This is a genomic window from Achromobacter sp. 2789STDY5608621, assembly GCF_001299375.1.
GTDB lineage: Bacteria > Pseudomonadota > Gammaproteobacteria > Burkholderiales > Burkholderiaceae_B > Achromobacter > Achromobacter insuavis.
The window spans coordinates 66,408-87,829 of record NZ_CYTU01000009.1 but is presented as its reverse complement, the minus strand read 5'-3'; the positions used below and the strand labels follow the sequence as shown (position 1 = coordinate 87,829).

The window sequence follows — 21,422 nt, the reverse complement described above, 5'->3', positions numbered from 1 at the left end:
CATCCCCGGGCCGCACCGCCTGGCGGCCTTATTCCAGCTGGATGTCGGCCTTCTGGATCACGTCCTTCCAGCGCTTGACCTCGGCCTGCTGGAACGCGCTGAACTGCTGCGGCGTGTTGGCCACCACTTCGAAGCCCAGCCCCTGCAGCGTCTTCTCGGTCTGCGGATCGCGCAGGGCGGTCTGCAGCGCCTGCGTCAGCTGCTGCACCACGGCCGGCGGCGTGCCCTTGGGCACGGCGAAGCCCTGCCACGAATACACCACCATGTCCTTGACGCCGGCCTCGGCCAGCGTCGGCACGTCCGGCAGGTCCGCCGCGCGCGCATCGCCGGTGATGGCCAGCGCCTTGAGCTTGCCGGCCTTGATGTGGGTCTGCACCGCGCCCAGATTCTGGAACGACACGTTGACCTGGCCGCCCATCAGGTCGGCGATGGCGGCGCCGCCGCCGCGGTACGGCACGTCCACGCCCGAGGTCTGGGTGCGCTGGCGGAACATCACCGCCGACAGGTGGTCGGACGAGCCCGTGCCGGACGAGGCGTACGACACCTTGCCCGGATTCTTGTTGGCGTAGTCGACCAGTTCGGCCACCGTGTTGGCCGGGAACGACGGCGAGGCCACCAGCACGTTGGGATTGCGCACCGCCTGGGTCAGGTACTCGAAGTCCTTGCTCGGGTTGTACGAGAGGTTCTTGTACAGCGCCTCGTTGATGGCGAAGGTGCCGATCGAGCCGACCATCATGGTGTAGCCGTCGGCGGTCGAGCGGGCCAGCGCCTGCGCGCCGATGGCGCTGTTGGCGCCCGGCTTGTTCTCGACCACGAAGGTCTGGCCCAGCGCCTTGGTCAGCCCCGGCGTGACGCTGCGCGCCGTGATGTCGGACGAGCCGCCCGGCACGAACGGCACGATCATCGTGACGGGCTTGGTGGGATAGCCGGCGGCATGGACCGCCGGCCCGGCAAGCAGCGCGGCGGCGGACAGCGCGATTGCGCCCATCGATTTGTTCATGGTGTCTCCTGGTTCGCGTGATGATGAAGAACCCGGCGCCCACGCGTGGCGGCCGGGTCCGGATCGGCGCGGGTCAGTCGACCTTGGCGCCCGATTGCTTCACGACCGCGGCCCATTTGACGGTTTCCCGCGCCATGAACTGGGTGAACTGCGCCGGCGTGTTGCCCGACGGCGTGGCGCCCTGGGCCTGCAGCTGTTCGCGCACCGGCGCCTGTTGCAGCGCCGCGGCGACATCGCGCTGGATCTTGTCGACGATCGCCGGCGGCGTGCCGGCCGGGGCCAGCAGGCCGAACCAGCTGGATGCCTCGTACCCTTGCACGCCGGCCTCGGCCAGCGTCGGCACGTCCGGCAGCGCCGGCGAACGCGTGGCGGTGGTGACCGCCAGCGGCCGCAGCTTGCCGCTCTTGATGAAGCCCATCGACGACGGCAGGTTGTCGAAGATCAGATCCGAGGAGCCCGCCATCACGTCGGTCAGCGCGGGGCTGCTGCCCTTGTAGGGCACGTGCGTCATGCGGGTGCCGGTCATGGTCTGGAACAGTTCGCCCGACAGGTGGGTCGAGGTGCCGTTGCCGGTCGAGGCCATGTTGACGCTGCCGGGATTGGCCTTCAGGTACTTGATCAGGTCCGCCACGTTGCGGATGCCGTGCTTGTCGGCAAAGCCCGGATTCAGTTCGAGCACGTTGGGCACCGGGATCACCAGCGTCACCGGGGTGAAGTCCTTGACCGGATCGTAGGGCAGCTTGGCGTAGACGGACTGGTTGATGGCGTGGGTGCTGACGGTGCCCATCAGCAGGGTGTAGCCGTCGGCGGCGGCGCGCGCCGCCTCGGCGGTGCCGACGTTGCCGCCCGCGCCGGCCTTGTTGTCCACCACCACCGCCTTGCCCCAGGCCTTGCCCAGTTCGGTCGCGACCACGCGCGCGGCGATGTCGGCGGTGCCGCCGGCGGGGAAGGGCACGATGATCCTGACGTCGCGCGCCGGATAGTCGGCGGCGCGCGCGGCGGCGGGCAACAGGGCCGCCGCGGCCAGACAGGCGGCAAGGGCCAGGCGGCCGCGCAAGGGGGCTGCAAGCATGGAAGTCGTCTCCTCGTGTGCGCGTGGCCGCGCATCGTTTGTGGGGTGTTCCTGCCGGGCCGGGGCCCGGGTCTGAATGCTGCCGGCGTCTGTCGCGCCTCGCCGTCGTGCTACCGATGACTTGTAAAACGAATATAGGTATTGAGAGTCTACTTGTCAACCAAGTATACTTTTTGCGAACCAGTCATCTAACAACTGGATTCCGCCTCGGAATCCGCCAGGAGACCCCGCCATGAAAACCTCCCCGGTCACCGTCCAGGACCTGCAGCGTTCCGTCATCGCGGTGCCGCCGCTGGCGCGCCATGCCGACCTGTCCCTGAACGAAGCCGCCAACCAGCAGCTGTTGCGGCACCTGGAGGCGGGCGGCGTGCGCAACGTGATGTACGGCGGCAACGCCAACTTCTACAACGTCGGCGTGGGCGAATACGCCCGCATCGTCGATATGCTGGCCGCGCTGGCCGGGCCGGACACCTGGATCCTGCCCTCGGTCGGCCCCGATTTCGGCAAGATGATGGACCAGGCCGCGCTGCTGCGTTCGCGCGCCTTTCCCACCGCGATGCTGCTGCCGATGTCGTTTCCCTACACCGACGCCGGCCTGGCCGATGGCGTGCGCCGCTTCACCGACGCGCTGGGCAAGCCCGCGGTGGTCTACATCAAGTCCGCCGATTACCTCGCGCCGGCCACGGCGGCGCGCCTGGTCGAGGAAGGCCGCATCGTCGCGTTCAAGTACGCGGTGGTGCGCGAGGAGCCGGCGCGCGACGCCTATCTGTCGGCGCTGCTGCAAAGCGTGGACGCCAACCGCGTGGTCAGCGGCATCGGCGAGCGCCCGGCCATCGTCCACTATCGCGACTTCGGCCTGAAGAGCTTCACCTCCGGCTCGGTCTGCGTCGCCCCGCGCGGCTCGATGCGCCTGCTGCATCTGCTCAAGGAAGGCCGCTACGACGAGGCCGAAACGGTGCGCGCCCACTACCTGGGCCTGGAGGATTGCCGCGACGCGATCAGCCCGATCCGCGTGCTGCACGACGCCGTGACCCTGTCCGGCGTGGCCGACATGGGTCCGATGCTGCCGCTGCTGACCGGCATCTCCAGCGCCGAGCGCGAACGGGTCGCGCCGGTGGCGCGCGCGCTGGCCGAGTGGGACCGCGAAACCGTCACGGCCTGATGGCCGCGCGCGCGGCATTGACGGTACGATGAGCGCTGTTAACAGGCCCTAGGAGGCTCCGTGGCCCGACCCAAAGCATCGCCCCCGTCCGCGCCGTCCGCGTCCGCCGAGCCGGACGCCATGGGCGCGCTGGTGCTGGAACGCGGCCACCGCGTGCGGCTGGCGGATCAGCTGTACGGCCAGATCTTCGAGCAGATCGTCGCCGGCAATCTCAACGTCGGCGACAAGCTGCCTTCCGAGAACGAGATCTCCGAGCGCTTCGGCGTATCGCGGCCAGTGGTGCGCGAAGCCCTGCTGCGGCTGCGCGCCGACGGCCTCATCACCGCGCACCAGGGCCTGGGCACCTTCGTCAGCCACCAGCCGGCGCCGCGCCTGACCGCCTTCAGCGACGTCGGCAACGTCGGCGCCTACCTGCGCGCGCAGGAACTGCGCGTGGCGCTGGAAGGCGACGCCGCGCGGCTGGCGGCGCTGCGCCGCACCGACGAGCAATTGCAGAAGATCGAGGCCGCGCACGCCGCCTTCGCCGACAGCCTGGCGCGCGGCCAGATGTCGGCCGAGGCCGATCTGGCGTTCCATGCCAGCATCACCGAGGCCACCGGCAACGACTTCTATCTCGGCGTGCTGGAAAGCATCCACGAGTCCATCAACGGCTTCATGCGCCTGACGCTCAATCTGACCCGCACCGGGTCGCGCCAGCGCGCCCAGCGCGTCCTGGACGAGCACGCCACCATCCTCGAGGCGATCCGCGCCCAGGACGGCGAGCGCGCCCGGGTCGCCATGCAATTCCACCTGGGCCAGGCCCGCCACCGGCTGGTCGACCGCGAACGCGATTGACCGGCCCGCGCGCCGTCCGGGAGCTTCACACTGACAACAGCAGGAGAGATCGCGTGCAAGGCAATGGTTCGGCAGGAACAGCGGCATCGGCGGGGCAGGTGCGGGAGCAGATTCTGATTGTGTTGCAGGCATGGGGCATGGCGCCGGACCTGGCCGCCATCACCGCGGGCCTGATGGCCGAGACGGATCTGCTGGGCATCGATTCGCACGGCATCTCGATGCTGCCCGCGTACGAGGACAAACTGCGCGCCGGCTCGCTCAAGCTCGACGCGCGCCCGCGCGTGGTGCGCGACGGCGGCGCCAGCGCGCTGCTCGATGGCATGGGCGGGCTGGGCTATCCGGTATCGGCGCAGGCCATGAACCTGGCCGTCGACAAGGCGCTGGAGCATGGCGTGGGCGCCGTCTCGGTGTGCAATTCGCATCACTTCGGCGCGGCCGGCGTCTATGCGCGCATCGCCGTCGAGCGCGGCGTGGTCGGGCTGGTCACCAGCAGCGCCAACGGCGTCATCATGGTGCCCACGCGCGGCGCCATGCCCATGCTGGGCACCAACCCCATCGCCTTCGGCGCGCCGGCCGCGCACAACGAGCCGTTCGTGCTCGACATGGCCACCACCACCGTCGCGGCCAACAAGGTCAAGGTCTATGACTTCCTTGGCAAGCCGCTGCCGCCGGGCTGGGCGGTGGACGGGCAGGGCGAGCCGGTCACCGCGGCCGACAGCGCCATGCAGTTCATCTTCAAGCATCCCGAGGGCGGGCTGACGCCGCTGGGCGGCACGCCGGCCATGAGCAGCCACAAGGGCTACGGCCTGGCGATGATGGCGCAGATCCTGGGCGGCACGCTCAGTGGCAGCGCGCTGGCGGCGCGCCGCAATGTCACGCGCCGCCCCGGCGAGCCCGATGACGTCGGCCACTTCTTCCTGGCGCTCAATCCCGACGCGTTCCGCGCCAGCGGCTCGTTCGAGTCTGACATGGACGACCTGATCGACACGCTGCACGACACGCCGCCCGCGCGGCCCGACGAGCCGGTGCTGGTGGCCGGCGAGCCCGAGGCCGCCGAGCGCGCGCGCCGCCGCGAGCAGGGCATCCCGATCCCGGCGGCGCTGGCGACGCGCCTGCGCGAAATCTGCGCGCGCGCCGCGGTGCCTTATCTGCTGGACTGAGCGCTCCGTCCGGTCGCGTGACGTTTTTCCCGCCGCGCGGGCCTGCCCGCGCGTTGATCCACCGACCCGGCCACCGGGCGGCAAGCATTAGAAAAACACCACAAGGAGACAACCATGCAACACAAGACATCGCCGGCGCGCCGCCGGCTGGGGCTGGCCGCGCTGGCATTGGGCGCGGCCGCGGCGGTCGCGCCGGGGCTGCTGCTGGCGCAGGACTGGCCGACGCGGCCGGTCAAGCTGATCGTGCCGTTCCCCGCGGGCGGCAGCACCGACGCGGTCGGACGCCTGCTGGCCGCCGAGCTGTCCAAGGAACTGGGCCAGAGCGTCGTGGTCGAGAACAAGGGTGGCGCCAACGGCAACATCGGCTCCGACGTGGTCGCCAAGGCCGAGCCCGACGGCTACACGCTGCTGCTGTCGGGCGTGGGCTCGAACGCCATCAGCTATTCGCTCTACCAGAGCATGCCGTACCGCGACAGCGACTTCGCCCACATCTCGCTGCTGGCCACCGGCCCCAATGTGCTGGTGGCCAACATGGAATTCCCGGCCACCAACTTCGCCGACTTCATCAAGCTGGTGCGCGCCAATCCGGGCAAGTACACCCACGCCAGCTCGGGCAACGGCTCGTCCGGCCATCTGGCCATGGAAATGCTCAAGCAGGCCGCCAAGCTCGACCTGGTGCACGTGCCCTACAAGGGCGGCGCGGCCGCCATCACCGACATGATCGGCGGCCGTGTCTCGGTGATGTTCCTGAACCAGGATTCGCTGCTGCCGCAGGTCAGGTCGGGCAAGCTGCGCGCCCTGGCGGTGGCCAGCGCCCAGCGCAACCCGGCCTATCCGGACACGCCCACGGTGGCGGAATCGGGCTATCCGGGGTTTGCCGCCGAGTCCTGGTTCGGCCTGTCGGCGCCGGCCAAGACCCCGCCCGCGGTCATCCAGCGCCTGAACCAGGCGACCGTCAAGGCCCTGGCTTCACCGGATATCCGGCAGAAGCTGGAAAGCGTAGGCTTCGTGGTGGTGGGCGACGACCCCAAGGCGTTCTCGGCCTTCGTCCAATCCGAAATCACCAAGTGGGGCGCGGCGGCCAAGGCCTCCGGCGCCCGCATGGACTAGCGTCCGGTATCAACTCCCCCCCGCGCGCCGGGCGGCGCCGGGGGTTCAATACGATGGGAAACACGCAGCGATGACTTCACCCTTGCCCAACCGCTTTCGCCAACGCATCCTGGCGCGCGAGCGCCTGATCGGTTTCTGGATGTGCATGTCCAGCCACATCACCGCGGAAGTCGCGGGCCTGGCCGACTTCGACTGGCTGCTGCTGGACGGCGAGCATTCGCCCAACACCGTGCCGATGTTCCTGCAGCAGCTGCAGGCCCTGCAGGGCAGCGCCAGCGCCGCCATCGGCCGGCCGACCTGGAACGATCCGGTCGAGATCAAGCGCCTGCTCGATATCGGCTTCTACAACCTGCTGATCCCCTTCATCGAATCCGAGGACGACGCGCGCCGCGCCGTGGCCGCCACGCGCTATCCGCCGCAGGGCATCCGCGGCGTGGCCGGCATGCAGCGCAGCAACCGCTACGGCACCGTGCCGGATTACTTGAAGACCATCAACGACAACATCTGCGTGCTGCTGCAGATCGAGAGCCGCCCCGGCATCGAGGCGGTCGACGCGATCGCCTCGGTCGAGGGCGTGGATGGCGTCTTCATCGGCCCGTCGGACCTGGCCGCGGCCCTGGGCCACCTGGGCAATCCGGGCCACCCGGAAGTGCAGGAGGCGATTCGCCACCTGTACCAGCGCGTCAGCGCGCAGGGCAAGGCGGTTGGCATCCTGGCGCCGGTGCAGGCCGATGCGCGCCGCTACCTGGACATGGGCATGCACTTCGTCGCGGTCGGCACCGACCTGGGCGTGTTCAAGCAGGCCACCTTCGCCTTGCGCGAAGCCTTTCCCACCTGATCCTGCCCGATCGCGCGGCCGTCGCGTTCGCCACGGCCGCGCCTTGCCTTACTGCTCCAGCGCCAGCAGGTCGGCGACCGTCTGGCGGCGGCGGATCAGGCGCGCCTCGTTGCGGTCCAGCAGCACTTCGGCCGCCAGCGGCCGGGTGTTGTAGTTCGAGGACATCGACGCGCCATAGGCGCCGGCATTGTGGAACACCAGGAAGTCGCCGATGCGCGGCTGCGGCAGCGACTGATCCGAGACCACGCCGCCGGCGTCCTGCGTGAAGACGTCGCCCGATTCGCACAGCGGGCCGGCCACGGCGACGCGGGTCTCGGCCGTCGGCGGCGTGGCGCCGTCCGGCGCGTGCACCGAGATGCGGTGGTAGCTGCCGTACATCGCCGGGCGCATCAGGTCGTTGAAGCCGGCGTCCACCAGCGCGAAATCGCGCTCGGGGCGGCGGTTGATCGCGTGCACTTCGGCCACCAGCGCGCCGGCCTCGGCCACCAGGAAGCGGCCCGGTTCGATCTCCAGGCGCACCTCATGGCCGAGGCGCTGCTCGATGCGCTTGCGGGCCGCGTCCCATTGCTCGAAGTAGTGGTCGCAGTCGATGCGCGGCTCGCCCTCGCGATACGGAATCGACAGGCCGCCGCCGGCCGAAATGGCCTCGATGTCGTGGTCCAGCGACGCGACCACGTCGACCATCGCGTCGCACACGCTCGACAGGTGGCCGTAGTCCACGCCCGAGCCGATGTGCATGTGGATGCCGACCAGCTTCAGGCCGTAGCGGCGCACAATGCCGATGGCGGCCGCGACGTCGTCGATCCAGATGCCGTGCTTGCTTTGCGGGCCGCCGGTGTTGGTCTTGTTGCTGTGGCCGTGGCCGAAGCCCGGGTTGATGCGCAGCCACACCCGGTGCCCCGGCGCGTGCTGGCCAACGCGTTCGAGCATGTCGAGCGAGCCGGCATTGACGGTGATGGCGTGCTTGATGACGGTGGCCAGGGTGGCGTGGTCGATCAGGTCGGCCGTGAACACCACGCCGGCCGGCTCGCCCGCGGGCTCGAAGCCGGCGGCCAGGCTGCGTTCGATCTCGCCCAGCGACACCGCGTCCACCATCACGCCCTCGGCGCGCATCAGGCGCAGGATGTGCAGGTTGGAGCAGGCCTTCTGCGCGTAGCGGATGACATCGAATCGGCGCAGCTGGGCGATGCGCTCGCGGATGACGGCGGCATCGTAGACCCACAGCGGGGTGCCGTGCTCGGCGGCGAGTTGGGTGAGTTGGCGCGGATCGAAAGCCATTGCGGGGTGAACCTTGTAGCGGTGACGGGGTAGGGAATCAGGGCAGCATCATGCCTGCGCCGGGCCATCCAGTAAAATGCTTAGATTTTCCACATCGATTCATTCCTGATATGGGTTTGGCATGTTGACGCATCGGCACATCGAAGTCTTCCGCGCCCTCATGATCGCCGGCAGCGTGACCAAGGCCGCCGACCTGCTGTTCACCTCGCAGCCCACCGTCAGCCGGGAGCTGGCGCGCATGGAGCAGACCATCGGCTTCGCCCTGTTCGAGCGCGTGCGCGGCCGCCTGCGGCCCACCATGCCGGCGCTGGCGCTGTACGACGAGGTGCGGCAGTCATACGCTGGGCTGGAGCGTGTGGCGTCCACGGCGGCGCGCCTGCGCGCGTTCCAGGATGGGCAGCTGGCGGTGATCGCGCTGCCGGCGTTTTCCCATTCGCTGCTGCCGGGCGCCTTCCGGCGCTTCAGCCAGGACTACCCGGGCGTGAGCCTGGCGCTGGAGGCGCAGGAATCGCCGTTCCTGGAGGAATGGCTCACGGCCCAGCGCTATGACCTGGGCCTGACCGAGCACGAGCTGGAGCCGGCCGGCACCCGGCTGGAATTATTGCTGGAAGTGGACGAGGTCTGCGTGCTGCCCGACGGCCATCGCCTGCTGGCGCGGCCGGCGCTGGAACTGGCCGATTTCGCCGGCGAACCGTTCGTCAGCCTGTCGTCCAGCGATCCCTACCGGATCCAGATCGACGAGGCCTTCGCGGCCGAGGGCGTGCTGCGGCGCGCGATCATCGAGACGCCGACGGCGGTCTCGGTGTGCGCCTTCGTGCGCCAGGGGCTGGGCCTGGCCATCGTCAACCCGCTGACGGCGCTGGATTTCATCGGCCGCGGCCTGCATATCCGGCCATTGCGGCGGTCGTTCCCGTTCCGGGTCAACCTGGTGTTTCCGGAGCACCGGCCCAAGAATCCGCTGGTGGACGCCTTCACCGCGACCCTGCGCGACGAGGCCCAGCAGATCCGCGCCCGCCTCGCGGCCCGGCAGGACTGACGGGCGGATACAGTTGCCGTGGGCCACTGTCACTCGGCAGTGGCGTCATGGTCCATGGCCATGGCGGCAGGCAACGCCAGGCAACGACAGGCAACAAAAAAGGATGCCCGCGGGCATCCTTCTTCATTTGCCGTATTCATGACGCCCTGCAAGGCAGGGCGGCATAATGGCTTAGGCCAGCGCCTTGATGGCGGCAGCCAGGCGGCTCTTGTGGCGAGCGGCCTTGTTCTTGTGGATGATGTTCTTGTCAGCCACGCGATCGATCACGCTCGACGCCTTCTGGAACACTTCGCCAGCCGCAGCCTTGTCGCCGGCGGCGATGGATTGGCGAACGCGCTTGATGGCGGTGCGCAGCATCGAGCGCAGGCTGGAATTGTGCTTGTTGCGCTCAACGGATTGGCGAGCGCGCTTGCGGGCTTGGGCGGTATTGGCCATGTTGCTATGTAAGTTGAATTCGGCAAAGTCGAACATTTTAGCAAGTCCCCGGGGGATTGCAAGCTTTAAATGCCGTGTCTGCCGATGGAGCGCCCGTCAACCGGGCGGGGGGCGCTGCGAGGAAAGCCTCGGACTGCAGGGCCCGGGTAGCTTGACCCGGGCTTCAGACCGCGCGGGCATCGAAGGAATCAACGCCTGGTGGGCCCTGCTGCGCCTACTGGATAAAAACACCGTGCTGAGTATACAACGGAAGCGGCTTTTCGTTACAGCCCCGTGTCAGCGGGCGTGGTCAGGCCGCGACGTTGATCGAGACGAACCAGGGCGTATAGCGCCGCACGTGGATGGGCATCATGTCTTCGAGCGCGGTCAGCGCCGCGTCGGTGTCGTCGAGGGGGAAATGGCCGGACACCGGCAGGCCGCCGGCGGCCATGGAGACGCGCAGGGACCCGCTGCGATAGGGGCGCAGGGCGGCGATGATCTCGGCCAGCGGGCGGCCGCGGGCGTCGACCCAGCCCGATTCCCAGGCGGCCTCGGCCATGAGCTCGGCGCGCGGGGTGTCGATGCGCGAGGCGTCGAAGCGCGCTCCGGTGCCGGCCCGCACGATGCCGTGGGCGCCGGCCATGGTCTCCACCACCACCTCGTGCTCGTGCACCACGACCACCGTGCGCTGGGCCTGCTGGCGCACCATGTAGCGGGTGCCCAGGGCGCGCACGGTGCCCTCGGCGGTCTGCACCAGGAAGGGCCGGCGGGCGTCCGGCGCCACCGACACGGTGACGGCGCCGTCCAGCAGCCGCACCTGGCGGTAGGCGGGGGTGAAGTCCAGGTTGACGCGGCTGCGCGCGTCCAGCAGCAACTGGCTGCCGTCGGAAAGCTGGTAGCGGCGGCGCTCGCCGGTGGCCGTGGCGGCATCCGCCGCGACGTTGCTCAAGGGGTAGAAGGCATTGCCGACGTAAGCGGCGCAGGCGCCCGCGCTGGCGAGCGCGAGCGAACCCGTCAGGAAGCGCCGGCGCGGCGGCACGACGACGGGGGGCGTGACGGCAGGCGCGGGCGCCACCTGCGGTGGGGGCGGCGGCGAGGCGGTCGTGGCGTAACCGGCAGGATAGGCGTCGCCCAGCCGGCCAAAGCCTGAACCCGCCAGAGTGCCCGTCAATTGTTGCCAGGCATTCTCATGCAGGGGGTCGGCCGCGCGCCACGCCAGGAAATCGTTGTAGTCCTGCGCCGTCGCTTTACCGGAGCGTAGCAGCAGTAACCAATTGATGACTTGGTCCGCCATGGGTTGTCCTTGGGCGTACTTCACTTCAAGCTGCCGCCTGGGTAGCCAGGCGGGAATCCTTTCGATGGCAATTTGTAAATAATAAAGGTTTTTTACCAAAGATTACCGGCCGCTTGTCAATTCTTGACGAATCAAATGCAAAAAAAAGCCGGCGGGTAGCCGGCTTTTTGCGGAGATTGGGGTGCGAACCCCGGAAATTAGCGGGCGGACCGGCGTCCGAAGTCCCGGGGACGGAACCCAAACAGTAACAGCATGCCGAAGTAGACGGCCGCACTGGCCGCCAATACGCCCGTCAGCCAGAGCGCGCGATGGCCGGCATGGGCCTGCAGGGCGATCCAGTCAATACGACCATCTGCGTACACCAGCAGCGCGGCCAGGGCCGCCAGGGCCGGAACCAGGCGCAGGGCGAAGCGGCCCCAGCCGGCGCCGGGCCGGTAGACGCCGCGGCGGCGCAGGCCGATCAGCAGCGCCAGCGCGTTCAGGCAGGCGCCCAGGCCGATCGCCAGCGCCAGGCCGGCGTGGGCCATCAGCGGCACCAGCGCGACGTTCATCAGCTGGGTCAGGATCAACACGCCGATGGCGATCTTCACCGGGGTGCGGATGTCCTGCTTGGCGTAGAAGCCGGGCGCCAGGATCTTCACCGCCAGCAGGCCGATCAGGCCGGCCGAATAGGACATGACCGCCAGCCGGGTCTGCAGCACGTCCTGGGACGAGAACGCGCCGTAGTGGAACAGCGTGGCCACCAGGCCGTCCGACAGCAGCGCCATGCCCACCGCCGCGGGCAGGCCCAGCAGCAGCACCAGCCGCAGGCCCCAGTCGAGCAGGGCGCTGTAGCCGTCGTGGTCGTCGCGGGCGTGGGCCGCCGACAGGCTGGGCAGCAGCACGGTGCCCAGGGCCACGCCCAGCAGGGCGGTCGGGAATTCCATCAGGCGGTCGGCGAACGACAGCCAGGTGACGCTGCCGGGCGTGAGCCAGGTGGCGATGTTGGTGTTGATCAGCAGCGAGATCTGCGCCACCGACACGCCCAGCGTGGCCGGCGCCATCTGCTTGAGGATGCGCTGCACGGTGGGGTCGGCCCAGGCCTCGCGAAAGCGCAGCGAAAAGCGCGGCGTCATGCCCAGCCGCGCCAGCGCGACCCATTGCACCGCCAGTTGCGCCACGCCGCCGGCCATGACGCCGATGGCCAGCGCGTAGACCGGCACGTCCATGCGCGGCGCCAGCCACAGGCAGGCGGCGATCATGGCCAGGTTCAGCAGCACCGGCGTGAACGCCGGCACGGCGAAGCGGCGCCAGGTATTGAGCACGCCGGAGGCGAACGCGATCAGCGACATGCAGAAGATGTAGGGGAACATCATCCGCGTCATCCAGACGGCGGCGCCGAATTCGGTATCGCGGGCCGCGCCGCGCAGGCCGCTGGCCATGGCCGACACCACCCACGGCGCGGCGATGATGCCGATCAGCGTGACCGTCATCAGCGCCATGGTCAGCAGCAGCGCCACGCGGTCCAGCAGCGTGCGGACTTCGGCCTCGGAGCGGTTGTTGCGGGCATGGCCCAGGATCGGCACGAAGGCCTGGGCGAAGGCGCCCTCGGCGAACAGCCGCCGCAGCAGGTTGGGAATGCGGAAGGCGACCCAGAAGGCGTCGGTGATGGGGCCGGCGCCGAAAGCGCGCGCCACCAGGACGTCGCGGACCAGGCCGGAAATACGGGACAGCAGGGTCAGGCTGCTGACGGTGGCCGCGGAACGGAACAGGCTCATTGAGGTGACTGCAAAAGAAAAAAGCCCCCCGGGAAATTGGGGGGGCGTGGGGGCATTTTTATTTCGGGGGCATCCGGATGGCGCCATCCAGGCGGATCGTCTCGCCGTTCAGCATGTCATTGGTGATGATGCTCTGCACCAGCTTGGCGTAGTCCTCCGGGCGGCCCAGGCGGGCGGGGAAGGGGATGCTGGCGGCCAGCGAGTCTTGCACTTCCTGCGGCATGCCGAAGATCATCGGGGTGCCGAAGATGCCAGGGGCGATGGTCATGCAGCGGATGCCGGTCTTGGCCAGGTCGCGGGCGATCGGCAGGGTCATGCCGGCCACGCCGGCCTTGGAGGCGGCGTAGGCCGCCTGGCCGATCTGGCCGTCGAACGCGGCGACCGAGGCCGTGTTGATCATCACGCCGCGCTCGCCGGTGGGCTCGGGCGTGTTGCCGCTCATGGCCTCGGCGGCCAGGCGCATCATGTTGAAGCTGCCGATCAGGTTGATCGACACGACCTTCTGGAACAGGTCCAGCGGGTGCGCGCCGTTCTTGCCGACGATCTTGGCGGCGGGCGCCACGCCGGCGCAGTTGACCAGGCCGAACAGGGCGCCCAGTTCCTTGGCCGCGGCGACGGCGCGCTGGCCGTCGGCCTCTTGCGTCACGTCGCAGTGCACGTAGCGCTGGCCCAGTTCCTTGGCCAGTTCCTCGCCAGGGCCGTCCTGCAGGTCGGCGATGACGACCTTGGCGCCGTTGGCCACCAGCATGCGCACGGTGCCGGCGCCCAGGCCGGATGCGCCACCGGTAACGATGAATACCTTGTTCGCGATTTCCATGTCTCTACCACCAGATCAATTCAAGGGATGAAAGCGGCGCGGCGGGCGCCGGATGCGACAAGGCCTTCGGGCCGGGGCCGGGACGCATCGCGTCCGGCCGGCGCCGAAGGCCTGGAGCCATCGAAGCGCCCGGTCAGTTCTTGACCGCGTCGAACAGGCGCGACTTGATTTCCTCGACCGCGCCGACGCCGGAGATCTTGCGATACTTCGGCGCGTCGGCGGGGCTTTGCTGGGCCCACGTCGAGTAATAGTCGACCAGCGGACGGGTCTGCTGGCGGTACACGTTCAGGCGGTTGCGGACGGTGTCCTCGCGATCGTCGTCGCGCTGGATCAGGTCTTCGCCGGTGACGTCGTCCTTGCCTTCGACCTTGGGCGGGTTGAAGCGCACGTGGTAGCTGCGGCCGCTGGGCTGGTGCACGCGGCGGCCGCTCATGCGTTCGATGATGTCTTCTTCGGGGACTTCGATTTCCACCACGTAGTCCAGCTTGACGCCGGCGCTCTTGAGCGCGTCGGCTTGCGGGATGGTGCGCGGGAAGCCGTCGAACAGGTAGCCGTTGGCGCAGTCGGGCTGCTTCAGGCGGTCCTGGACCAGGCCGATGATGATCTCATCCGAGACCAGGCCGCCGGCATCCATGACCTTCTTGGCTTCGATGCCCAGGGGCGTGCCGGCCTTGACCGCGGCGCGCAGCATGTCGCCCGTGGAAATCTGGGGAATGCCGAAATGCTGGGTGAGAAACGCGGCCTGAGTGCCTTTGCCGGCGCCGGGAGGTCCGAGCAAGATGAGACGCATGAGTGCTCCTGAATGGGGTTTAATTTTTGTGATCCGAGCGATTATGCCGCAACGCAGCAGCCTCTGCGGGGCCGCGCCATGCGAAATAACCCTTATATCTGTTTGCTATAGATCAAGCGAACGCGTTCCAGGTCGGCGGGGGTATCTACGCCGGCGGCCGGAGGGTGCGACGCCCGATGGACGACGATGACGTGGCCGTGCTCCATCGCGCGCAGCTGTTCCAGCGACTCGAACCGTTCCAGCGCGCCTTGCGGCAGGGTCGGGTAGCGGCGCAGGAACGACACGCGGTAGGCGTACAGGCCGATGTGGTGCCAGGCGGGCAGGCCCTCGGCCAGCACGCGCTCGCCGCCGGCCAGCGCGTCGCGCGCCCACGGGATCGGCGCGCGCGAGAAATACAGCGCGCGGCCGTCGACGGCGCAGACCAGCTTGACCACATTGGGATTGAACAGCGCCTGGGCGTCGGCCAGCGGACAGGCGCAGGTGGCGATGTCCGCCTCCGGGCTGTCGGCCAGGCGGGCGGCCACGGCGTCGATGAGTTCGGGTTCGATCAGCGGCTCGTCGCCCTGCACGTTGACGACGATGGCGTCGTCGGGCAGGCCCAGCTGTTCCACGGCCTCGGCCAGGCGGTCGGTGCCGGTGGGATGGTCGCCGCGCGTCATCAGGGCGCGCAGGCCGTGGGCCCGGGCGGCGTCCTGGACGCGCGCGTCATCCGTGGCGATGTAGACCTGCGCGGCGCCCGATTGCGCCGCGCGCTCGGCCGTGCGCACCACCATCGGCTTGCCGGCGATGTCGGCGAGCGGCTTGTCGGGCAGGCGGGTCGAGGCGGTCCGCGCCGGGATCAGGGCGATGAAGCTCACGATGCGGGCGGGTCAGGAGGAAACGGGGGCGTCGTCCAGCGAGCGCGCTTCCGATTCAAGCATGACGGGAATGCCGTCGCGCAGCGGGAACGCCAGGCGGTCGGCGCGGCAGACCAGTTCGGCCTGGGTCCGGTCGTGTTCGAGGCGGCCCTTGCACAGGGGGCAGACGAGGATGTCGAGAAGGCGGGATTCCATGACCGGGATTCTAAAACAGTTTGGGCGCGCGCAACCCGCGATCGGCCGCCCGGCGCGCGGCGCGAGGCGGTGAACGGGGCCGCCGGATGGGTGGTTCTGTTAATTATTGTCATGTTTTGACGCTCGCGCTAGAAATTCCGGGACGGATGGTGGCTATGATCCGCCGCGACGTGAGGAAAGAGGAAAAACAGAACAATGGATGCCAACACCCTTCGCATCGGGCTGATGCTCATCATCCTGGTCTGGTCGGTCATCAGCGCCATCACCTACATGGCGCGCCGCAGTGACAACAAGGGCGCGCTGCGCGAACTCAAGCAGGAAGGCCAGCCGCTGCGGCGGCTGAGCGCGGAGGAACAGGCGCTGGTGCAGCCGTTCCTGGTGCGGCCCGCCAAGCCGACCCAACGCGTCGCGCTCCTGAATGACGGCGTGTTCCCGCTGCGCGGCGCCTTCGTGCGCCACGGGCTGGAATCGGGCCATGGCGCGGCCACCATGCACGACACGCTGGGCGGCGTCGACGTGGTGCTGCCCTACGATGCGCGCGACTATCTGCGCGAGGACAACCAGGCCGAAGTGGTGATGACGGAGAAATTCGCCATCGTGGTGGCGCTGAACGGCGAATTCGACCTGGCCGGCGGCCGCGAGCGCGAGGCGCGCCGGCAGAAGCAGAACCAGCAATGGTCCAGCGGCAAGCTGGGCGAGATGCAGAACGTGGTCGACGCCGACGCGGCCGCCGCGCAGGACGCCGGCAATGCGTCCGACGCCCACGCCGAACGCGAGTTCGCCGACGCCATGCGGGTCGAGATCCTGAGCCAGCGCGAGGAAACGCCCGCCGAGATCGCCTGGCGCCGTCCGTCCGGCATCGCCTTCTGGCCCGCCCTGCTGTGGCTGGCGGCCTTCGTCTGCCTGGGCGTGGCCGCGGCGGGCGGCGGCCTGGCGTGGCTGGCCTCGGCCGCCGCGCCGGCGCTGCTGGCCGTCTGGCTGACCTGGCGCCGGCGGCCGCTGGGCGCGGCGCAGAAGGTGAACCGGGTGCGGGGCGAATTGAACGCGATCGTGCTGACCAATCCGGCCAACGCGCAGGCGGTGTCGACCCAGCTGTTCCTGGGCGACAAGCTGCCGGTGACGCTGCCCGACCATTGGCGCGCCAACCTGGAGCTGCCGGACGACGGCCGCGTCGACGTGGACCTGCGGGTGGAAGACTACGCCGTGCTGCGCCTGGGCAACCGCTTTTCGGTGGACGAGGAGCAGCGCCTGTTTCCGAGCGTGGCCTGGGGTCGCCACGTGACGCTGGCGCTGGCCGGCCTGATCGCCGGCGTGGCGCTGGGCCTGATCGATGGCGCCGACCTGCGCGGCGACATCGCGCTTGCGTCGGCCTGGGCGCGCGGCGCGCAGCCGCGCGTCTACGACTCGGCCGCGGCGCTGGTCCAGGATCCGCCCGCGCCCGGCGACCTGGTGTCCTTGAAGGGCGCGGGCCGCTGCCAGTTCCAGCCGGACGCGTACCGCCAGGGCGAGGTGCGCTTCGATTGCGAGCGCATCCGCTGGCAGGGCGAGGCGATCCGCGCCGACGAACTGCGCGTGGCGCCGGCCGCGCTGCAGCTGTATTCGGGCGCTTTTCTGAAGACCCGGCCCAACCCGATGATGGACATGCTGGTCCGCAATCAGGTCTACGGCAGCCTGGCCGGCAATCCGCTGGCCGCCTACAACGCCCGCAACGTGTCGGCCGTGACGGTGAGCCGCGTGACCGATCTGGTGCTGACCATCGAGCTGGCGTGCGAGAGCGCCACCGGCCAGGCCATCGCCGAGTGCGATCGCCTCAAGGCCGAGACCGTCGACAGCCTGATGCTGGCGCGCGACGAACCCGACAACTGGCTGGCGCTGTTGCAGCTGGCGCAGGGCGGCGCCTTCAAGCAGCGGGGCAATGCCGACGAGGGCGTCATCATCACGCGCGCCGCCAACCAGCTGCGCGGCCTGGCCAAGAGCAGCATGGAGCCGCAGCTGCGCGAGGTGTTGGCGCGCGCCGGCAACGACCTGATGGCGCGCCAGCGCGGCGGCGTCGTCCTGCAGGTGTGGCCCGGCCGTTATGCCGATCTGTCGTCCTTGATGGCGCGCGAGGAGATGCCGGACATGCTGCAGTCCTGGAGCCGCCAGGTCGCGATGCTGGCGGCCGATGGCGCCCAGCCGTTCCAGGCCGCGGGCGTGGTCACGGCGGTCGAGCGCGAGGCCTCGGGCGACACGGTCGTGGACCTCGATGCGCGCCGTTCGCTGGACGATCCGTGGCCTTCGCTGGCGCGCGTGATCTGGCTGGCGGCGGCGCTGTTGCTGGTGATCGTGCACGGCGTCCTGGCGGCGCTGCGGCTGCGCGCGGCGGCGGCGCGCAAGCGCGGCCTGGCGGAGTACGCCCGGCGTCCGGTCGCGGCGCGTCCGGCGTTCTTCTAGGCCGGTTGGCGCGGGGCGCGCTGGCGCAATGCCTGCGCCAGCCAGTCGAACAGTTGCGGGTCGGAAAAGCCGGCCCGCACCGGCACTTCCCACAGGCGCGCGTCGTGCAAGGCGGCGCATTTGATCGCGTCCTTGGACGTGACCAGGATGATGGGCGCGGCCAATTCCTGGAACGGTGAACGCGCGTAGTCGTGGTGGTCGGGCAGGGGCAGGGTGGCCGCCAGCGCGATGCCCTGGGCCCGCAGCGTGGCGAAGAAACGTTCCGGGTTGCCGATGCCGGCGGCCGCGGCCACGTCCGGCTGGCCGGCGAAGGCCGCCAGCGGCCGGCGCGCGCCGCCCTCGATCTGGCGGGCGTCATCGGGTTCCAGCCACATGGCGACCTGGCGCGGCCGCGCGTCGGCTGGCGGCGCCGCGCGGCCGTCGGGCACGCCGATGTTGGTGATCACCGCATCCACCTCGCGCAGCCGGCTGGCCGGCTCGCGCAGGGGGCCGGCGGGCAGCAGCCGGCCATTGCCGATGCCGCGCTGATCCTGCACCACGATTTCCACGTCGCGTGCCAGCGCCAGGTGTTGCAGGCCGTCATCGGACACGATCACATCGACACGCGGATGCGCGGCCAGCAGCGCCTGGGCGGCCAGCGCGCGGCGCGGGTGCACCGACACCGGGGCGCCGGTGGCGCGCGCGATCAGCGCCGGCTCGTCGCCGAATTGCGCCGCCTCCAGTTCCCCCAGGCCGACGCGCGGCTGCGGTCCCAGCTTCACGCCGTAGCCGCGGCTGACCACGCCCGGCGTGTAGCCGCGGGCGCGCAGCGCCTGGACCGTGGCGATGACCATCGGCGTCTTGCCGGTGCCACCGACGAAGATGTTGCCGATCACCACCACCGGCACCGGCGCCCGGTAGGCCCTGGCGCGGCCGTCGCGGTAGCGCGCACGCTTGCGCGCCACCACGCGCGCGGTCAGCGCGGACAGGGGGCGCAGCAGGGTGGAGAGCCAGCCGCCGTGCTGCCATTGGCGCGCAAGCAGCGAGGCCTTGGGGCGGGACGCGCTCACCGGGTGGTCTGGGCGGCGAAGTTGACGCGGCCGATGCCGGCCAGGCGGGCCGCTTCCATCACGTTGATCACGGACTGGTGGGTGGCCTGGGCGTCGGCGTTGATGACCACCAGCGGTTCGGTCTTGCCGGCGGCGGCCTGGCGCAGCACGTCGGCGATCTCGGGCGGCGTGGAGACGTCGATCAGGGTGCCGTTGAGCGCATAGCGCCCGTCCTGGCTGATCGCCACTTCCAGCGCCGGCGGGGTCTCCTGTTCGGCGGACGCCTGCGGCAGCGTGACCTTCAGCTGCGTGAAGCGGGCGAACGAGGTGGTCGCCGCCAGGAAGATGAGGATGACCAGCAGGACGTCGATGAGCGGAATCAGGTTGATGTCCAGCTCGTCGCGGTCGCCCCGGGAGCCCCGGAAATTCATGGACGGTCCTCGCGCGGGGCGGGCGCGTGCGACACGGCGCGCGCCAGCCGCGCGGCCGACAGCTCCATCGCGTTCAGGTAGCCGTCGACGCGGCCGCGCAGATAGCGGTGCGCGATCATGGCGGGGATGGCGATGAGGATGCCGAAGCCGGTGTTGTACAGCGCGATCGAGATGCCGCGCGCCAGCTGGGCGGGGTCGCCGCCGCCGGGCGTGTACGAGCCGAAGATCTCGATCATGCCGACCACGGTGCCGAACAGGCCCATCAGCGGCGCGACCACGGCGATGGTGCCGATGGCGGGGATGTAGCGGCTCAGGTCATGGGCCACGGCGCGGCCGGTGTCCTCGACCACGCTGCGCAATTCCTCGCGCGGCAGGTGGCGGTGGCGCATGACCTCGGCCAGCACGCGGCCGAGGGGGGAATTGCGTTCCAGGCGGCTCAGCGATTCGGGCGAATCCTGGCGGTTGCGCAGCATCTCGGCCACTTGTTCGTTCAGGCCGCGCGGCATGACCTGGCTGCGGCGCAGCGACAGGAAGCGCTCGAAGATCAGCGCAAGACCCAGCACGGACGTCGCCAGCAGGGGCCAGATCGGCCAGCCGGCCTCGCGCAAGATGGAAAGCAAAGCGGTCAACTCCAGGTGCACCGGGGGGCGGGGAAGGGCCACGCGCCGGCATCTGATCAAGCCGAAACTGTAACGGCGCGGCGGGGATGTGGCAAGGGCGGCCGGCCGCCAAAACTATCCACAGAATTTGTGGATAATTCTGTGCAAAACTTCGCCGGAACGCTTGCGGGCACAGGGCTTGCGCTTGTTTGCTCCAAATTCGAGCAGCCGCGTATGGTCGGAAATTCCATAAAAATCATGTTCTTAGGTCGAATTTGCTAGCTTTCGGGCCAGCCGCGGCAAAAATGCCCGGACGCGGTATCATGGCGGCCCGCTACGTATGCCCTGTGGACAGGTACGCATCGGAAAGCCTTATGACAATTGAACTTGCAGTCACAAACAACGTATTTGCGCGGGATATCCTGACAGTTGCCCAGCTGAACCAAGCGGTGGGGCAGTTGTTGGAGCGCAGCATCCCGGCACTGTGGGTTCGCGGCGAGATTTCCAACTTCACGCAGGCGGCTTCCGGGCATTGGTACTTCACGCTCAAGGACAGCCGCGCCGCCGTGCGCGCCGTCATGTTCCGGGGCCGCGCCAGCGCGGTCGGCTTCGTGCCGCGCGCGGGCGACCAGGTCGAAATCAGGGTCAGGGTGTCGCTGTACGAACCGCGCGGCGACTACCAGCTGCAGGTCGACGCCATGCGCCGCGCCGGCCTGGGCAATCTGTACGAAGCCTTCCTGCGCCTGAAAGAGCAGTTGAACGCGGAAGGCCTGTTCGATCCGGCGCGCAAGCGCGAACCGGTGCCGATGCCGCGCGCCATCGGCGTGATCACCTCGCTGCATGCCGCCGCGCTGCGCGACGTGCTGTCGGCGCTGGCGCGGCGCGCGCCGCAGGTGCCGGTCATCATCTATCCGGCGCCGGTGCAGGGCGCCGACGCGGCCGGCCGGCTGGCCGCGCAGGTCCGCCTGGCGAACGCCCGTGGCGAGGTCGATACGCTGCTGCTGGTGCGCGGCGGCGGCAGCATCGAGGACCTCTGGAGCTTCAACGACGAAGCCCTGGCCCGCGAGATCGACGCCAGCGCCATCACCACCATCAGCGGCGTCGGCCATGAAACCGACTTCACCATCGCCGACTTCGTCGCCGACGTGCGCGCGCCCACGCCGACCGCGGCCGCCGAACTGGCCTGCGTGCCGCGCTCGGAACTGCTGGGCCGCGTCATGTACGCGGCCGAGACCCTGGTGCGCGGCCAGCAGCGCCGCCTGGAACGCGCGGCGCAGCGGCTGGATCGCGCCGCCGCGCAACTGGTGTCGCCGGCCC

The 21,422-nt window shown here is 69.5% G+C and carries 21 protein-coding genes; 8 read left to right on the top strand and 13 right to left on the bottom strand.

Translation table 11 applies throughout. The annotated features are described in order from the left end of the window. Window positions 1–28: 28 nt before the first annotated feature. The gene (locus AOZ53_RS11855; protein WP_054430142.1) at window positions 29–1,000 is read right to left on the bottom strand and encodes a Bug family tripartite tricarboxylate transporter substrate binding protein; all 972 of its coding nucleotides are present in this window, start codon (window positions 998–1,000) and stop codon (window positions 29–31) included. A gap of 73 nt (window positions 1,001–1,073) precedes the next feature. Next, window positions 1,074–2,072: a tripartite tricarboxylate transporter substrate binding protein gene (locus AOZ53_RS11850; protein ID WP_054487890.1), complete on the bottom strand. Its 999-nt coding sequence runs from the start codon at window positions 2,070–2,072 to the stop codon at window positions 1,074–1,076. A gap of 232 nt (window positions 2,073–2,304) precedes the next feature. On the opposite strand from AOZ53_RS11850, the gene AOZ53_RS11845 reads away from it, so the two are divergent. From AOZ53_RS11845 to garL, 5 genes are all read left to right on the top strand, one after another. After that, entirely contained in the window at window positions 2,305–3,234 is a 930-nt protein-coding gene (locus AOZ53_RS11845; protein ID WP_054430137.1) for a dihydrodipicolinate synthase family protein, read from the top strand. Window positions 3,235–3,354: 120 nt separating this feature from the next. Further along, complete coding sequence (locus AOZ53_RS11840; protein WP_054430135.1) at window positions 3,355–4,068, top strand: FadR/GntR family transcriptional regulator; 714 nt, start codon at window positions 3,355–3,357, stop codon at window positions 4,066–4,068. 53 nt (window positions 4,069–4,121) lie between these two features. Then, window positions 4,122–5,228, top strand: coding sequence for an Ldh family oxidoreductase (locus AOZ53_RS11835; RefSeq protein ID WP_054487888.1), 1,107 nt, complete (start codon window positions 4,122–4,124; stop codon window positions 5,226–5,228). Between the two features lie 114 nt (window positions 5,229–5,342). Continuing rightward, complete coding sequence (locus AOZ53_RS11830) at window positions 5,343–6,338, top strand: Bug family tripartite tricarboxylate transporter substrate binding protein (protein WP_054430129.1); 996 nt, start codon at window positions 5,343–5,345, stop codon at window positions 6,336–6,338. 70 nt (window positions 6,339–6,408) lie between these two features. Further along, the gene (garL, locus tag AOZ53_RS11825) at window positions 6,409–7,176 is read left to right on the top strand and encodes a 2-dehydro-3-deoxyglucarate aldolase (RefSeq protein ID WP_054430127.1); all 768 of its coding nucleotides are present in this window, start codon (window positions 6,409–6,411) and stop codon (window positions 7,174–7,176) included. A 48-nt stretch (window positions 7,177–7,224) separates the two neighbouring features. Here the strand turns inward: garL and lysA are convergent, their stop codons facing one another. Beyond that, the gene (gene lysA, locus AOZ53_RS11820) at window positions 7,225–8,454 is read right to left on the bottom strand and encodes a diaminopimelate decarboxylase (RefSeq protein WP_054487886.1); all 1,230 of its coding nucleotides are present in this window, start codon (window positions 8,452–8,454) and stop codon (window positions 7,225–7,227) included. A gap of 121 nt (window positions 8,455–8,575) precedes the next feature. Here lysA and AOZ53_RS11815 point away from each other — a divergent pair, with 121 nt between their 5' ends. Continuing rightward, the gene (locus tag AOZ53_RS11815) at window positions 8,576–9,490 is read left to right on the top strand and encodes a LysR family transcriptional regulator (RefSeq protein ID WP_054430123.1); all 915 of its coding nucleotides are present in this window, start codon (window positions 8,576–8,578) and stop codon (window positions 9,488–9,490) included. Window positions 9,491–9,661: 171 nt separating this feature from the next. Here the strand turns inward: AOZ53_RS11815 and rpsT are convergent, their stop codons facing one another. The 7 genes from rpsT to AOZ53_RS11780 form a co-directional block, all read right to left on the bottom strand. Beyond that, window positions 9,662–9,925 carry a 30S ribosomal protein S20 gene (gene rpsT, locus AOZ53_RS11810; protein ID WP_006396042.1) on the bottom strand — a complete coding sequence of 88 codons (264 nt, stop codon included), beginning with the start codon at window positions 9,923–9,925 and terminating at the stop codon, window positions 9,662–9,664. Window positions 9,926–10,214: 289 nt separating this feature from the next. After that, complete coding sequence (locus AOZ53_RS11805; RefSeq protein WP_054430121.1) at window positions 10,215–11,198, bottom strand: FecR family protein; 984 nt, start codon at window positions 11,196–11,198, stop codon at window positions 10,215–10,217. Between the two features lie 197 nt (window positions 11,199–11,395). Continuing rightward, window positions 11,396–12,955 carry a murein biosynthesis integral membrane protein MurJ gene (gene murJ / locus AOZ53_RS11800; protein WP_054430119.1) on the bottom strand — a complete coding sequence of 520 codons (1,560 nt, stop codon included), beginning with the start codon at window positions 12,953–12,955 and terminating at the stop codon, window positions 11,396–11,398. 58 nt (window positions 12,956–13,013) lie between these two features. After that, complete coding sequence (locus AOZ53_RS11795; protein ID WP_054430117.1) at window positions 13,014–13,772, bottom strand: 3-hydroxyacyl-CoA dehydrogenase; 759 nt, start codon at window positions 13,770–13,772, stop codon at window positions 13,014–13,016. A 133-nt stretch (window positions 13,773–13,905) separates the two neighbouring features. After that, window positions 13,906–14,562, bottom strand: a complete 657-nt coding sequence (adk, locus tag AOZ53_RS11790; protein WP_054430114.1) for an adenylate kinase — start codon at window positions 14,560–14,562, stop codon at window positions 13,906–13,908. 92 nt (window positions 14,563–14,654) lie between these two features. Next, entirely contained in the window at window positions 14,655–15,419 is a 765-nt protein-coding gene (gene kdsB / locus AOZ53_RS11785; protein ID WP_054430112.1) for a 3-deoxy-manno-octulosonate cytidylyltransferase, read from the bottom strand. Window positions 15,420–15,431: 12 nt separating this feature from the next. Beyond that, on the bottom strand, window positions 15,432–15,614 hold the full coding sequence (locus AOZ53_RS11780; RefSeq protein WP_006396036.1) for a Trm112 family protein: 183 nt from the start codon (window positions 15,612–15,614) through the stop codon (window positions 15,432–15,434). A gap of 195 nt (window positions 15,615–15,809) precedes the next feature. Here AOZ53_RS11780 and AOZ53_RS11775 point away from each other — a divergent pair, with 195 nt between their 5' ends. Further along, window positions 15,810–18,047: an IgaA/UmoB family intracellular growth attenuator gene (locus AOZ53_RS11775; RefSeq protein WP_054487884.1), complete on the top strand. Its 2,238-nt coding sequence runs from the start codon at window positions 15,810–15,812 to the stop codon at window positions 18,045–18,047. Here AOZ53_RS11775 and lpxK read toward each other — a convergent pair. From lpxK to AOZ53_RS11760, 3 genes are read right to left on the bottom strand one after another with little or no spacing between them, the layout of a single operon-like run. Next, window positions 18,044–19,096 (bottom strand): tetraacyldisaccharide 4'-kinase, encoded by a 1,053-nt coding sequence (gene lpxK / locus AOZ53_RS11770; protein WP_054487882.1) that lies wholly within the window; start codon window positions 19,094–19,096, stop codon window positions 18,044–18,046. The two genes, AOZ53_RS11775 and lpxK, sit on opposite strands and share 4 nt — an antisense overlap. Then, the gene (locus tag AOZ53_RS11765) at window positions 19,093–19,506 is read right to left on the bottom strand and encodes an ExbD/TolR family protein (RefSeq protein WP_054430107.1); all 414 of its coding nucleotides are present in this window, start codon (window positions 19,504–19,506) and stop codon (window positions 19,093–19,095) included. Before AOZ53_RS11765 ends, lpxK begins: the two co-directional genes overlap by 4 nt. Next, a complete protein-coding gene (locus tag AOZ53_RS11760; RefSeq protein WP_054430105.1) occupies window positions 19,503–20,126 on the bottom strand; it encodes a MotA/TolQ/ExbB proton channel family protein in 624 nt (207 codons plus the stop codon). Before AOZ53_RS11760 ends, AOZ53_RS11765 begins: the two co-directional genes overlap by 4 nt. A 353-nt stretch (window positions 20,127–20,479) precedes the next feature. Between AOZ53_RS11760 and xseA the strand changes: the two genes are divergently transcribed. Beyond that, window positions 20,480–21,422 (top strand): exodeoxyribonuclease VII large subunit (xseA, locus tag AOZ53_RS11755; RefSeq protein ID WP_054487881.1); only part of this gene is annotated, 943 nt, incomplete at its 3' end.